This window comes from Psychrobacter maritimus (assembly GCF_029953575.1).
Lineage (GTDB): Bacteria > Pseudomonadota > Gammaproteobacteria > Pseudomonadales > Moraxellaceae > Psychrobacter > Psychrobacter maritimus.
The window spans coordinates 2,728,225-2,743,461 of sequence record NZ_CP124526.1; the positions used below are offsets into that span (position 1 = coordinate 2,728,225).

General features: G+C 43.1%; 10 protein-coding genes. 3 read left to right on the forward strand and 7 right to left on the reverse strand.

The window, feature by feature from the left end; all coding sequences use genetic code 11:
• Nucleotides 1-94 precede the first annotated feature (94 nt).
• From QJS82_RS11640 to sdhC, 5 genes are all read right to left on the reverse strand, one after another.
• The gene (locus QJS82_RS11640; RefSeq protein WP_281490595.1) at nucleotides 95-2,980 is read right to left on the reverse strand and encodes a 2-oxoglutarate dehydrogenase E1 component; all 2,886 of its coding nucleotides are present in this window, start codon (nucleotides 2,978-2,980) and stop codon (nucleotides 95-97) included.
• A gap of 822 nt (nucleotides 2,981-3,802) precedes the next feature.
• A complete protein-coding gene (locus tag QJS82_RS11645; RefSeq protein ID WP_191691312.1) occupies nucleotides 3,803-4,513 on the reverse strand; it encodes a succinate dehydrogenase iron-sulfur subunit in 711 nt (236 codons plus the stop codon).
• Nucleotides 4,514-4,706: 193 nt separating this feature from the next.
• Entirely contained in the window at nucleotides 4,707-6,557 is a 1,851-nt protein-coding gene (gene sdhA / locus QJS82_RS11650) for a succinate dehydrogenase flavoprotein subunit (RefSeq protein WP_281490596.1), read from the reverse strand.
• Nucleotides 6,558-7,002: 445 nt separating this feature from the next.
• Nucleotides 7,003-7,389, reverse strand: coding sequence for a succinate dehydrogenase, hydrophobic membrane anchor protein (sdhD, locus tag QJS82_RS11655; RefSeq protein WP_227670405.1), 387 nt, complete (start codon nucleotides 7,387-7,389; stop codon nucleotides 7,003-7,005).
• 17 nt (nucleotides 7,390-7,406) lie between these two features.
• Nucleotides 7,407-7,793 (reverse strand): succinate dehydrogenase, cytochrome b556 subunit, encoded by a 387-nt coding sequence (sdhC, locus tag QJS82_RS11660; RefSeq protein WP_191691306.1) that lies wholly within the window; start codon nucleotides 7,791-7,793, stop codon nucleotides 7,407-7,409.
• Nucleotides 7,794-8,913: 1,120 nt separating this feature from the next.
• Here sdhC and gltA point away from each other — a divergent pair.
• Nucleotides 8,914-10,194, forward strand: coding sequence for a citrate synthase (gene gltA / locus QJS82_RS11665; protein ID WP_201564339.1), 1,281 nt, complete (start codon nucleotides 8,914-8,916; stop codon nucleotides 10,192-10,194).
• Nucleotides 10,195-10,326: 132 nt separating this feature from the next.
• On the opposite strand, the gene QJS82_RS11670 is transcribed toward gltA, so the two are convergent.
• Together QJS82_RS11670 and QJS82_RS11675 are read right to left on the reverse strand one after the other, a co-directional pair.
• The gene (locus QJS82_RS11670; protein WP_281490597.1) at nucleotides 10,327-11,331 is read right to left on the reverse strand and encodes a hypothetical protein; all 1,005 of its coding nucleotides are present in this window, start codon (nucleotides 11,329-11,331) and stop codon (nucleotides 10,327-10,329) included.
• A 252-nt stretch (nucleotides 11,332-11,583) separates the two neighbouring features.
• Nucleotides 11,584-12,117, reverse strand: coding sequence for a type IV secretion protein Rhs (locus QJS82_RS11675; RefSeq protein WP_201618929.1), 534 nt, complete (start codon nucleotides 12,115-12,117; stop codon nucleotides 11,584-11,586).
• 273 nt (nucleotides 12,118-12,390) lie between these two features.
• On the opposite strand from QJS82_RS11675, the gene QJS82_RS11680 reads away from it, so the two are divergent.
• Entirely contained in the window at nucleotides 12,391-13,680 is a 1,290-nt protein-coding gene (locus tag QJS82_RS11680; protein WP_281490598.1) for a replication-associated recombination protein A, read from the forward strand.
• Between the two features lie 298 nt (nucleotides 13,681-13,978).
• Entirely contained in the window at nucleotides 13,979-15,091 is a 1,113-nt protein-coding gene (gene ribBA, locus QJS82_RS11685; RefSeq protein ID WP_201564333.1) for a bifunctional 3,4-dihydroxy-2-butanone-4-phosphate synthase/GTP cyclohydrolase II, read from the forward strand.
• Nucleotides 15,092-15,237: the final 146 nt, after the last annotated feature.

Genomic DNA, 15,237 nt, shown 5'->3' on the forward strand with positions numbered 1-15,237 from the left:
CGTTTTAAATTGTCTTGCTGAAATGGTCATACCGAGTACTGACTGTTATCGCCTGATTCATGTATCTTGAATAATCTGTTACGTAAACGAGTCGCTATTTAGACAGCTCATCCACACTGATGCCAAGGCTACCAGCAATCAAATCTTGTTGCTGCTTGACATGCAGTTTTGCCGAACCTGTCGCTGGTGCTGCACTAGCAGGACGCGCCACTGGCTCCATGACTTTCGCCTTGGTTGGGTGCGGCACGACAATGCGGAACATGTGCGGCGCTAAATAATACCAAGCACCTTGGTTCAATGGCTCTTCTTGCGTCCAAACAATCTCAGCCAAATTGCTATATTTCTCAATTTCAGCAATCAAACGTTTTTCTGGCAATGGATATAGCTGCTCAATACGCACAATCGCAACATGGTCAAGATCTAGCGCACGGCGCTGCTCTAGCAAGTCATAATAAACTTTACCGCCACATAGCACCATACGAGTCACGTTGTCCGGATTTTGCTGATCCATCTCTGGCAATACCGTTTCAAACTTACCGTTTGCCAATTCTTCAAGGTTTGACGTCGCAAGCTTATGACGTAGCAAACTCTTCGGTGACATAACGATCAACGGCTTACGAATCGGACGTACCGCTTGACGGCGTAGCGCATGATAAATTTGCGCTGGCGTCGTTGGCGTAATGACTTGCATATTGTCTTCAGCACATAGCTGCAAGAAGCGCTCAAGACGAGCAGATGAATGCTCAGGACCTTGACCTTCATAGCCGTGTGGTAACAACATGGTTAGACCACAAACACGCTGCCATTTGGTCTCGCCACTTGAGATAAATTGGTCAATAACCACTTGTGCGCCGTTGACGAAGTCACCGAACTGGGCTTCCCAAACGATTAGGGCGTTTGGCACAGTCGTTGCGTAGCCATATTCAAAGGCCAATACCGCTTCTTCTGACAACAATGAGTTATAAGTGGCAAAACGCGCTTGTTTTTCACTGATATGTGACAGTGGCACATACATGCTGCCGTCATTAACGTTATAAATTTCGCTATGGCGATGCGAGAACGTACCACGGCCAACGTCTTCACCGGTAATACGAACCAATACCCCATCATGATCAACCAATGAGGCATAAGCCAAAGTTTCAGCTGCGCCCCAGTTAAGAGGCTCTTCACCGGTTTGCATGGCTAAGCGCTGTTCGACCATTTTTTGTACTTGGCGTTGCAGCTTATAGCCTTCTGGCATCTCGGCCATACGGCGACCATAACCTTTTAGTATTTCGATATCGACGCTGGTATCCCAGTCATCAACCAAGTCATGACCCAAATAAGGTTTCCAATCGACAAACAGCTCTTCGTTAGGCTGGCTAACTAAAGAGTTGGCAACATAATCACCACGGTCTAAGGATTCACGATATTCATCTTCGTAGCGTTTTTCATCTTCTTGGTTAAGCAGACCTTCTTCAATCAGCTTTTGCGCATAGATAGTACGCGTCGTTGGTAGCTTCTTAATAACGGCATACATCAATGGCTGAGTTGCTGATGGCTCATCGGCTTCGTTATGACCGTTACGACGGTAGCAGAACAAGTCAATGATAATGTCTTTATCAAACTCATGACGATAATCTAATGCCAATTGAGCGGCAAATACCACTGACTCAGGATCATCACCGTTTACATGTAAGATAGGTGCATGCACCATTTTTGCCACGTCAGTACAATATTCCGTTGAACGCGCATCTTCTTGACGGCTGGTGGTGAAACCAACTTGGTTATTGATAACAATATGAACCGTACCGCCCGTGGTATAAGCACGAGTCTGTGACATCTGGAAGGTTTCTTGTACCACACCTTGGCCAGCAAAAGCGGCGTCACCATGGATAACGATTGGCAATACTGAATTACCAGTTTTATTGTCTTGTAATGGCTGATCGTTACGACGAACTTGACGTGCACGTACCGACCCTTGCAGTACAGGTGCCACAATCTCAAGATGCGATGGGTTAAACGCCAATGCTAAATGCACCTCGCCACCTGGCGTCATCACGTTCGATGAGAAACCATTGTGGTATTTAACGTCGCCTGAGCCTTTTTCTGGCTGTACTTTACCATCGAATTCATCGAACAAATCGGCAGGGTTTTTACCCAAGATATTAACCAGTAAGTTCAAGCGCCCACGGTGAGCCATACCAATGACCATCTCTTTAGTGCCATAACCGCCAGCACGTTGGATGATTTCATTGATAGCAGGAATAAAGCTCTCACCGCCTTCTAGACCGAAACGCTTAACGCCCGTATATTTACGAGCCAAGTATTTCTCTAAGCCTTCAGCAGCAGTCAGACGCTCAAGAATTGATAAACGTTTTTCTTTATCAAACTCGATGTAACCTAAGTTGGTCTCTAGATATTTTTCCATCCAGCGTTTTTCTGTGCTGGTGGTCACGTGCATATACTCGACACCCATGTAGCGGCAGTAAACGCGCTCCATTATTTCGATAATTTCACGTAACGTCGCTTCATCCTTACCAATATTTAAATCATTGGTTGGGAATACCATATCAAGGTCAGCTTCTGACAGGTTGTGATAAGCAAGGGTTAAATCTTCCACTTCTGCACGTGGATGTAGTTCTAAGGGATCAAGCTTAGCGCGGCGATGACCACGGCGACGGTACGCTGAAATCAGCTGCTGCACGCCCATTTGTTTCGGGTCAGCACAGTTACCTGAATCGTTAGCGGTTGCGCCAGACGTATCAGCACTCACTTTATTAGCAGTCTGATTACGTGCTAACAATAAGAACTGGTCTTTAATCGCATTATGCGCAGCATCGTTTGGTGATTTGTATTGTTCAAAATACGCTTGCCAATCGCCATCAACGCTACTAGGATCTTCTAGATATTGCTCATAGAGCGCTTCGATGTAACTGGCATTATCAGCGGCCAGTTCAGTATGATCTACGCTCACTGCTTCTTTAGTTATACTATTCATAATAATCGTCTATTTGATAGATAAATGAATGGAATCGTGCTTATTATTGTGTCATGCGTTGTAGATTGGCGATATTTACCATCAGTTTTTAATACTCTCTATTAGTTTTTAAAACTAAAGCGTTGACACTAAAAGCTATCTAACGATAAAAAAGCCTGATTGCAATACCAATCTTACAATTACAATTATTTGTGAACGGCCGGTTTTCTTAATCGTCTCGTTTCACAACATTAATTTATATATAATACTGTCAGCTATAACCAAATTGTTAATGATAAGGTTTTTAGCCCAGCATTTTTCTTTCAGTTAGCCTATCAATTGGCTATTTTTACTGAAATGTCTTCCTATGGTAGAAAATTGGCGTATATTCCGCCAAACATACATTGCCGTATAGAGTAACATGCCTACCCTATGGGCCATAGTTTGTTTGTTCAATACTAGGTATTTACGTAATGAATATCTATTATCATTTTTCGCAACTTTGTTCTTAAAATTGCTTAGCCTTTGTCTTACCAATAATAGGCCTCTGTAATACTAAACAATATTACCATATTCAATTATATAGGGAGACGGGCGATATAGCATGTCTTCTTACATACAAGCAACGTATTGTTAATACAGCCTTACTTACCCTCACGGATTTGCCACTGGCCCTCAACAATACCGCTCACGATATCAATATGGTCGTGTTAATAAGAAAAACAATGGCTTATCACTTAAAAAATAGCTAACTGCTAATATTTTTTAATAAAAAACACCACCTAATGATAGGTGGTGTTTTTGATGGCGCTATTATAAAGCTAATTGAACATAAAAGGTAGACTAACCTGCATGATCAAGCAGTAAATTACGTAGATGACCAATGGCTTTGGTTGGATTCAAACCTTTTGGACAGACTGAAACACAGTTCATAATACCGCGGCAACGGAACAAGCTAAACGGATCGTCTAAACGTGCTAAACGCGCACGAGTGTCGGTATCACGGCTGTCAGAAACGAAACGGTTGGCATTCAATAGTGCTGCTGGACCTAAGAACTTATCAGGGTTCCACCAGAATGATGGGCAGCTGGTTGAACAGCATGCACATAAGATACACTCATATAAACCGTTCAATTTTTCACGTTGCTCAGGTGACTGCAAACGCTCTGTTGCTGGCGCTGGTTGGTCATTGATTAAGAACGGATGAACTTTTTCGTACTGCTCGTAAAATTGGTTCATATCGACAACCAAATCACGAACAACCGGTAAACCTGGTAACGGACGAACCGTTACTTTTTCAGGCAAGGTATTCATGTTGATTAGACATGCAAGACCATTTTTACCATTGATGTTCATGCCGTCAGAACCGCAAATACCTTCACGGCATGAGCGACGGAAGGTAAGTGTCTCATCTTCCTTTTTTAGGCGTAATAACACGTCAAGCAACATACGATCTGAGTCTAACAACTCAATCGTATAAGTTTGCATGCGCGGCGCTGCGTCCACATCAGGATCGTAGCGATAGATTTCGATGGTGCGAGTACCTCGGCTCATAATGCTAAACTCCACACGTAGATGATGGCGGGCTGACAAACCTTACAATCTAGAGACTGTAAACTATCAGCGCTGGTATGTCTAAATCTCAGCGCTGATAGCGGCCTGTCGCTGGCGGTCACCTTTTTAATAAATTAATAAGGGATAAAACGTTTTTTACAGTGCGTAAAAATCATGCGCACCCAGTCTAGAATTAATAGACGCGGACTTTTGGCTCGATATAATCGACGGTCAATGGCACTTTACGAACCGGCTTATAGATAATCTTATTGCCTTCAGAATACCATAAGGTATGCTTCATCCATTCTCTATCGTTACGGCCGTTTGGTGCGTATTCATCGTCTTCTGGGCGATCATAGTCAGACACACTGTGCGCGCCGCGACTTTCGTGACGCTTAGCCGCTGATAGCATCGTTGCTTTTGCCACTTCATACAAGTTAGCAACTTCGAACGCTTCGATACGCGCAGTATTAAAGACTTGTGATTTATCCGCCAAATGGATTTGGTCGATTTTTTCACCTAGCGCTAGGATTTTCTCAACGCCTTCGTCCATCATCGCTTGCGTACGGAATACGCTGGCATGCGTTTGCATGGTTGCACGAATCTCGTCAGCGACGTCTTGCGCATTATAGCCCGAGGTTGATTGTTGCAGTTTGTCTAAACGACGCACGGTAAAATCAAGAACCCGAGGATCTAATGGCTTGTAGTTATGATCTGCATGATGGAATTCATCAACGATATGCTTACCAGCAGCGCGACCAAAGACCAATAAATCAAGCAGTGAGTTAGTACCTAAACGGTTGGCACCATGAACACTCACACAAGCACACTCACCGATAGCATAAAGACCTTTAACAACGTTGCCTTTAGCATATAAACCATCTTCATCCGTACCCGCTTCTAGATCCGGAACAATCACTTGACCATGAATCGTGGTTGGAATACCGCCCATCATGTAGTGAATGGTTGGGATAACGGGAATTGGCTCTTTAGTGATATCAACGTTAGCGAAGTTCTTACCAATCTCAAATACTGATGGCAGACGCTTCATGATGGTTTCAACGCCTAAATGCGTCATATCCATTACGATATGGTCAGCATTTGGACCACAACCACGGCCTTCTTTGATTTCTTGGTCCATAGAGCGTGATACTAAATCACGTGGTGCCAAGTCTTTTACGGTTGGGGCATAACGCTCCATAAAGGCTTCGCCATCTTTATTACGTAAGATAGCGCCTTCACCGCGGCAACCTTCGGTTAATAGTACGCCGGCACCATGAACGCCCGTTGGGTGGAACTGCCAGAACTCCATATCTTGTAATGGAATACCTGCGCGAACCGCCATGCCAATACCGTCACCAGTATTGATATAAGCGTTGGTAGATGCGGCAAAGATACGACCTGCGCCGCCTGTCGCTAATACAGTGATTGGCGACTGGAATACCGCAACAGTACCCGTTTCTTGTTCAATAGCGATAACGCCATTGATGTTACCAGCGTCGTCTTTGATCAAATCAAGGGCAATCCACTCGATAAAGAATTCAGTACCTTGCTGTAGGTTTTTTTGATATAGCGTATGCAGTAGTGCGTGACCGGTACGGTCAGCAGCAGCACACGCACGTTGTACGGCTTTTTCGCCATAGTTTGAGGTATGACCACCGAATGGGCGCTGATAAATCGTGCCGTCTTCGTTACGGTCAAACGGCATACCCATGTGCTCAAGCTCATACACCACTTTTGGCGCTTCACGGCACATGTACTCAATAGCGTCTTGGTCACCTAACCAATCTGACCCTTTAACGGTGTCATAAAAGTGAAAGTGCCAGTTATCATTGCTCATATTACCCAAACTTGCACCGATACCGCCTTGAGCAGCAACGGTGTGCGAACGGGTCGGGAATACTTTGGTCAAGACTGCAACCTTCATGCCCGCTTCCGCTAAATGCAATGAAGCACGCATACCTGAGCCGCCGCCACCAACGATGACCGCGTCGTAGTTCAGGGTTTTAATATTACTAATGGTATTATCTTGTCTAGTTGCCATTACGGTTTTCCTAATGCCTGTTAATGCTTAGAAGTAAATAAAAAGGTTGCTCTGTATCTTATTGTGCGTTAACGCTAGCAAGCTTTTGCTGCAACGCTACTGACAATAATCAAAATACAATACAGACAGCCTTCAACCACTTAATTTGCATATCTATCGTTATATTGGGCTTGCTCACTTTTTCACAGCTTTTATCTATTAAATAAGCGTCATTTACCGTATCAGTAATTGTGAATTTAGTGGGCGCCCAACGCTATGATTAGCTATGACTATTTTGGCTACTAACGGATTTCTTATCGTCTGAGCACTTTAAAGTACGTTATTTAAAATAAACGCTTTCAAATAAGCGAATCATCGCCAATGCTGTCAGGTTCGTCCGTTGTTATGGTTAGATATTCAATTTATAAAAATCAGATAAATCAATATCTAAATCTATGATTAATGGTTAAACCGCAACAACACCGAAGCCGTTACCCCAAAAAATCATAATGCCCCAAAATAGGAAAACTAAAATAGCGATAATCATTAATGACTGTAGCACTAAACGTAGACCTGCTGCGCTTGAGCCCAGTTTGCCAGTGGTAATATAGTCAGTAAATACCGTCCACATACCAACCCAAGCATGACCAGCCAACGCCAAAACGGCCAATAAGCTGAACAGACGCATCGGTAAACTGGTCATAAATTCTGACCATTCAACGAAGCTTACATTGCCATGAGTTAAGAAGAAGCCCAGTAATACCACACTGTATACGGCTAAAACCACACCACTGATACGCTGGATAATCCAATCACGTGAACCTGAGCCGGTTAGACCAGTAGCGCTTTTGATTCCTGAATCATTTTTCATTAGAACATCACCCATACAAATGACGCGACAATTAAGATTGCTGCAATTACAAAGCTAATCATAGAAGCGGCACGGCCAGATTTTAGCTCCTCATTCATACCCATATCAGCAAATAAATGCTTGATACCCATCACAAAGTGATAAGCGATGGCGGCGACAAAAATCCACGCCAAAAAGCGAACAAGGACATTGTCAAATATGGCTTCAAAACTCTCAGGCGACGCCAAAGAATTCTGTAATATCCATAACATGACAGGAATAAGTAGAAATAAAATAATGCCAGAGATACGATGCAAGATTGAAGCTATCGCAATCGGTGAGCGATTAACGCTAATCACTTGGCTTAAGGGCAGATCAATAGGTCGGTTGCTTTTCACAGCGGGCATCCTTTTTGCGGTTATACTCCTGTATCTGCTATCAACGCTTGGTACAAATACACTTCTATAAGCGGCGAGCAACACATGAGATGAATAAGGTAAGGAAGGGCTAGCTGACGTTATTTTATTTGCGCTAAATTTGATAGATAGATTTTATATAGGAAACACGCTCTCTATATATCGTTTCTATGAGACCTTTTTCTATAAGGCTTCTATAGATTTCTATAAGGACTCTATAGACGGCTCAACCTCGCTTGTGGAACAGATAATCCCTACCAATAACAAACTGTCTGCGTGTTTTATAATAGTAAGCACGCAGCATGGGATAAATCGATTAACTAGTCTATTTTTACTGCTTGCCATCAACAAAAAAAGATAACGCCAGGGTGTCATCTCTATATTATCATTTTTTATTAAGGTAAGCTTCACTGTTGGATATCTAAAAATAGAACAGTTAACAAGAATATTTAAGCGATAAGCTGGGTTCTGGTCTATAAAGCGAACGTCCAATTATAACAAAGCAGCAGTAAAGCTAGGCTTTATCAGCGACTTAATTACGTTGGCCTATCAATTTGCGCAAAGCTAGTGCCAGTTAAATCCCTCTAATTATAAAATGACTGGCCGCTAATTACAAATTTATCCCCTAAATAGTGGTTATTAGAGATTAAATAACAAAAAGCTAGCTATTAGTAAGATGAATTCATTAGTATTGCTGAATCAAAATAATTCGTCGCATTAAGCCAATTTGTCGGTTACGCATACTCTGTCTGTTTTATAGTATAGCGCCTTACAGATTAAAATGGCTTATCTTAGCAAAAACACTGTAATATTATAATGTTAATGATAATCATTATTTTCATATTAACATGATGCTTTACAGCTAAATTACTAAGCAGACATATTTTGATACAAAGTTTACAGTCGCTAATGACGACTACAGCACCTCTATTACAGACATTACTGCTAAAAGTCTTTTCAAAACTTAGCTAATAACTGCTAATATAGCCTGCATCTTAAATGGGTTAAATTTATTTGACCCTTTGACTGTTTTACCGTTTGATTAGTGATGACGCGAGGGTGTGCGTCGATATATTTTTATTCTAACAAGTTAAAAAATGGAGAGCAATTTATGGCTGACAACAATGCCAAACTAACCGTAAATGGTGAAGAATACGAACTTCCTATTATTGAAGGTACTTTAGGGCCGTCAGTTATCGAAGTTGCTGCTTTTCAAAAAGCGGGCTACTGGACCTACGATCCAGGTTTTATGGCAACTGCGCCTGTTGAGTCAAAAATCACCTTCATTGATGGCGGTAAAGGCGAGCTGTTGCATCGCGGCTATCCTATCGATGAGCTTGCAAATAATGCTGAATACTTAGAAGTGGCGTATGCGCTGATTCATGGTGATTTACCAAACGCTGAGCAAAAAGCAGATTTCTACGAAAAAATCCGTAAGCATACCGGTGTTCATGACCAATTACGCAAATTCTTTGAAGGCTTCCGCCGTGATGCCCATCCTATGGCTATTATGGTTGGTGTCGTTGGTGCTTTATCAGCTTTCTATCATGAAAATCTAGATGTGAGCAATGAAGAGCATCGTGAAATCACCGCTATTCGTCTAATCGCTAAAATGCCAACGCTTGCGGCCATGAGTTATAAATACTCACAGGGCGAACCGTTCATGTATCCACGTAATGATTTCAATTATGCGGAAAACTTCTTATACATGATGTTTGCAACGCCTGCTGATGTTGACTACAAAACCAATGACGTTATCACCCGTGCAATGGATAAAATCTTTACCTTGCATGCTGATCACGAACAAAATGCTTCAACGTCTACCGTACGTCTAGCGGGTTCTACTGGCGCGAATCCTTACGCTTGTATCGCTGCTGGTATTGCGGCCCTTTGGGGACCATCGCATGGCGGCGCCAATGAAGCCGTACTCACTATGTTAGATGAAATTGGTACAGTTGAAAACGTACCAGCATTCATGGAAAAAGTGAAAAGCCGTGAAGTGAAATTGATGGGCTTTGGTCACCGTGTTTACAAAAACTTTGACCCACGCGCACAAGTGATGAAAGAGACTTGTGACGAAGTACTAGGCGCATTGGGTATCAATGATCCTAAGCTTGAGCTTGCCATGGCACTTGAGAAAATCGCTTTAGAAGACCCGTTCTTCGTTGAGCGTAACTTGTATCCAAACGTTGATTTTTACTCTGGCATTATCCTTAAAGCCATCGGTATTCCAACCTCAATGTTTACTGTTATCTTCTCATTGGCACGTACCTCTGGTTGGATTAGCCATTGGCTTGAGATGCACAGCGCACCGTTCAAAATCGGTCGTCCACGTCAGTTATATACTGGTGAGACAAAACGCGAATTCGTTAAAGTCGAAGACCGCAAGTAGTCAGTCTTTTGTTTTAAAAGTATAAAAATTAGACAGATAAAAAATCCCGCTATCGTAGCGGGATTTTTTATGGTTTGCCTTTAATAAGAGGCATTAAGCAAAACAGCTTTAATACTCTAAACTTATAAAGCTTTACTGAAATTCTTTTAACGTTTGCTCGTATTTGGCAATTTGTTCATCATAGCCTTTAATGGTTTCGTTAAATTTCGCCATCAGCGTTTCAAACTCTTGCTGCTGGGTGATTTTCATCTGCTGCATATCAATGACTTGCTGAGCTTCTATTTGCTCCCAAACTTGATGCTGAATAATCAAACGCGCCAGCGCTGGACTTTTTGCACTCAGTCTACCGGCGATTTCTGCATGTTCGAATACCTGCGGCACCAAAGTCGCAATATTGATTAGAGTATCAACATCTTCAGCACTAAGCGGCGTGGTCACAGGCTGATAAAGGGTTTCCATCGCTTGCTGATAACTGTCTATAATCTGCTCATCCGTCAACATCACTGGTTTACGCGGCTCAAGGCTAATACGCTTAAGCACGGTTAAATCGCGCTCGCCAACCTCGGTACTGGTATTGATATCAGTCTCTGCAGTAGCATCGATATCAGCGTTACTACTAGCACCAGAATCACCATTACTATTAGCCGTAGCGACTGCTGCTGAATCCGTGGTGGCTGGTTTTGCTATTTGCTCAGAATCTGTATTATTTGCAACTGGATTAGCGGTATTAGACGGCTTAGCATTGTCTACTGATACAGCAGTTGTACTATCAGGTAACAAATCATTGCCACTGTCTGAGGCATCTGCCGCTTGTAGCGATTCATACTCTGCTTGCAAACGCTGTTGCAGTCCTTTCGCTTGCGCAAGATACAAAGGCTGGAACTGCTCTATACGGGCAGCAGCCGAATCGCTTTTACGCATAGGCTGACTGTCCTCTGCGCTGGTTTTCTCTTGGGTTTGACTGCTATCAGGTATTGGCTCTTCTGCTTGCTGCTGACAACCGCTCACTAACAATACGCCAGTCAATGCTGCCGCAAGCAATGTCGGTGCTTTATAAGGGCGAATCATCGTTTTATTGATAGAGCGATGACGGGTATCAGTGTCAATATCAGGTTTTACTGGTAAAAGTTTAAACATCCGAATTCATATCCTTGTTAAAAGCAGAAAGAGTAAAAGCCAACGTGATAACACTATCCATGAATGATGATATTTCTAGAAGCACTATTGAGTCAATTGAGTGATAAAGTCTTGAGCTTTTTATTATCATGTTTTTTATTATAATTCCTGTTGCTACTGCCTAGCCTCTCTACTTATTTTGTTTATATATTAACTGTCTACAATAAGAGAAAACTTAAGCCATCATATAAATATTCCAGCATAATAGAAAGATTAAACTTTAAATGAGCGGTGACTGTCATGCTCGCTATCAAGCGTTTGCTCCTTTAAAAATGGAATACAGACTTCAAAATCTCGACAGTCATGACCACGATGACGACGGACAAAATAGTCTTGCACCATACGTGCCTGCTGTTCAATCCCATAGTTAAAAAATGACTTACCTGCTTCAAGTACATAATCATAACGGCGATTGATGATAGCGCCGCGTACGACTTTAAGACCTTGCTGCAATTGCCAAACGTGGGTCAATTCATGGATAAGCCAGCTCTGCTTACCCAAGGAACACTGGCTAAAATCCGTAACCCAGTCGGCCGGATGGAAATAAATATTGCCATTAGGGCTCACCGCATAATGCTTTAGTACCCACCACGCGGTCTTAAGCTGCACACCATCAAGCTTAAGGCTGTCACCGAACACTGAGCGTGCCAGTGCTATCTCTCCCTCAGTCAGCTGGCGTGACTGTTGCTTTGAGCTTTTAGCAGCTATAGAGTGCTTCAATAAGCGTTTGAAAGTCGACTGCGACATAATTACTGTCTTACCTTATCTTCAAGAACTGAGCATTTATAGATGCTATTTTATAAGTACTATTTTTTATAGAACTGTTAAGCCTTTAATAAGGGTAAAAACTTAAAAAATAAAGCCTTTAAGACATAAGCTGTACACTTAGCTGACTTTTATTAACGTAAATCTGCGTTAGCCTAGCTAGAACGACATGAGTCATTGTTTTTAGCGTTAAGCTTAAAATGAAGTTATACCCTAATAAGAATTAAAAATACTTAATTGATAACAGAGACCTTTATGCCCCCTAATTTTCATGCTGATACCCCCCTTGCTCAGCGTATGCGCCCTGCAACCCTTGATGCTATTATTGGTCAAGAGCACCTGTTAGCAGCGGGTGCACCGTTACGGCGCTTGGTCGAGCAAGGGCATTTGCCGTCGATTATTTTGCATGGCGAAGCAGGCATCGGTAAAACTACCATTGCGATGCTGTTAGCTGATGCCGTTGGACGACCCTTTCATGCGCTATCAGCATTGAATACCGGCGTTAAGCAATTACGTGAGGTGTTAGATACCAAGGATTCGTTAAGCTTTGAGTCACCGGTGGTGTTTATCGATGAGATTCACCGTTTTAATAAAGCCCAGCAAGATGCGTTACTCGGCGCAGTAGAGTCAGGTGACGTCACTTTAATTGGCGCAACAACCGAAAATCCCTCATTCAGCGTTAATAACGCGCTGTTATCCCGCTGCCAAGTTTATCGTCTAGAGCCGCTGACGCCTGAACAAATCAGTGCCGTATTACAGCGCGCACTTTTAGAAGATAACATTCTGAAAAATTTAACCGTCGATTTACAGGCGCAACAAACGATAAGCCAGTTGGCACATGGTGATGCTAGAAAGGCGCTGAACTTATTAGAACTTGCTATTCAAACGGCGGATGCTAAGCAATCGCCGCTTGTCATTGATGATGAATTGGTCGCCCGTGTCGCCCAGACGGCGCTCGTACGCTACGATAAAGATGGCGAGCAGCATTACGATATTATCTCTGCCATGATAAAATCCGTACGCGGCTCCGACCCTGATGCGGCGCTATATTGGATGGCGCGGATGTTGGTTGGCGGCGAGCCTGCCGATTTTATCGCGCGGCGCTTGGTCATCTTGGCGAGCGAAGATATCGGTAATGCCAATCCTAATGCCCTACTCCTCGCGGATGCCGCTTTGCGTAGCGTGCAATCCATCGGTATGCCAGAAGCGCGTATTATCTTAGGGCAAGTGGTGGTGTATTTGGCGACCAGCGCCAAAAGTAATAGTACTTATAAAGCCATCAATGCGGCGATGGCCTTGGCAGAAAAAGACGCCTCGCCTGTGCCGCTACATTTGCGTAATGGCGTGACCAAATTGATGCGCAATCAAGGTTATGGTCAAGGCTACGCTTATCCACACGATTATCCCAACCACTATTATCCGCAAAGCTATTTACCTGATAATTTAGTCGGGACAAGTTTTTATGAATTTGCTGACAATCAGCGAGAGCAACACAGTAAGCAGTTTATGGACTGGCTGAAGAGTCAAGCGGCCACTAACGATTAAGGCTATGCGTTTGCATCATTGATAATACTTATGATTATTTTTAACCTATTAACTGACATATGGGCAAGATGACGCAGCACGCTGGGGTGAAAAGCGTTAAAATGTCCTCATAATGATATATACAAACCAGTTGATCGGAAACTTTTATAGCACATTGCTTCTATTTATGTGGCTCTTATCAAGGCATGATTTGCTTTACCGCAACAGTGTTTTTGTCAATCTACTGCTACAATAGGCAGATAATGATGTATATCCCTAATTAAACCTATCTATAAATAATAAAATATTGAGACTTCCTATGAGTTTAAATACGATTCCTGAGATTATCGAAGACATTCGTGCTGGAAAAATGGTCATCTTAATGGATGACGAAGATCGCGAAAACGAAGGCGATATCATTATGGCAGCGACCCATGTGCGCCCTGATGATATTAACTTTATGATTACCCATGCGCGCGGTTTGGTTTGTTTGACCTTATCAGAAGCACGCTGCCAACAGTTGGCACTGCCACTGATGTCAGACCGCAACGAGGCAAAATTTAGCACCAACTTTACCGTGTCTATTGAAGCCGCTGAAGGCGTAACGACAGGTATTTCTGCCGCTGACCGTGCGCGCACCATTCAAGCAGCGGTGTCTTCTTCAGCAAAACCAGAAGATATCGTCCAGCCTGGGCATATTTTCCCAATCATGGCTCAAAATGGCGGTGTCCTTCATCGTGCCGGTCATACCGAAGCCGGTTGTGATTTGGCGCGCCTAGCAGGTCTGGAGCCAGCAGCGGTCATCGTTGAAATCATCAATGATGATGGGACGATGGCGCGCCGTGATGACCTTGAGATATTTGCCAAAGAGCATGGTATTAAAATCGGTACGATTGCAGATTTAATTAACTATCGTATTGCCAATGAGCAAACGGTCGAAGAAATTGAATCACATCCGTTTGAGACCGAATACGGTACCTTTACCTTACATCGTTTCCGCGAATTTGGCGCTGACGAAACTCATTTAGCCTTGGTAAAAGGCGATGTGAGCGAAGGCGTCAGTACCGTTCGTGTCCATGGTTTCCATCCTTTACGCGACTTATTTGCCGCTAAAAATGACACCACTGGTCGTAGCGGCTGGAGTGTGCGCTCAGCACTAGAAGAAATACAAGAGTCAGAACGCGGCGTGCTGGTTTGGATTGGCAACCATCAGCCGATTGATTTAGGAGAGGCGCTTGATAAAGCCGCTGAAAATCAATCAATCTCAACCATTGCGCAGCAACCGTATCGCAGCATTGGAGTTGGCGCACAGATTTTACGCCATTTAGGGGTTCGTGATATGCGCTTACTGTCATCACCGATGAAGTTTTATGCCTTGTCAGGGTTTGAGTTGAACGTCGTTGATTTTGTTCACGCACCTAAGCAAAAATAAAGACCAACAGTAAAAGCTAGCAGTAGAAATAGAACAAAAAAGGCACGCTAATCATTTAGCGTGCCTTTTTTATGAGTTTTTTATTAAGGAGGTTTATTTTATCGCTATCATTTTAGTAGCATTTATAAACTACTAAATAAGCCGAC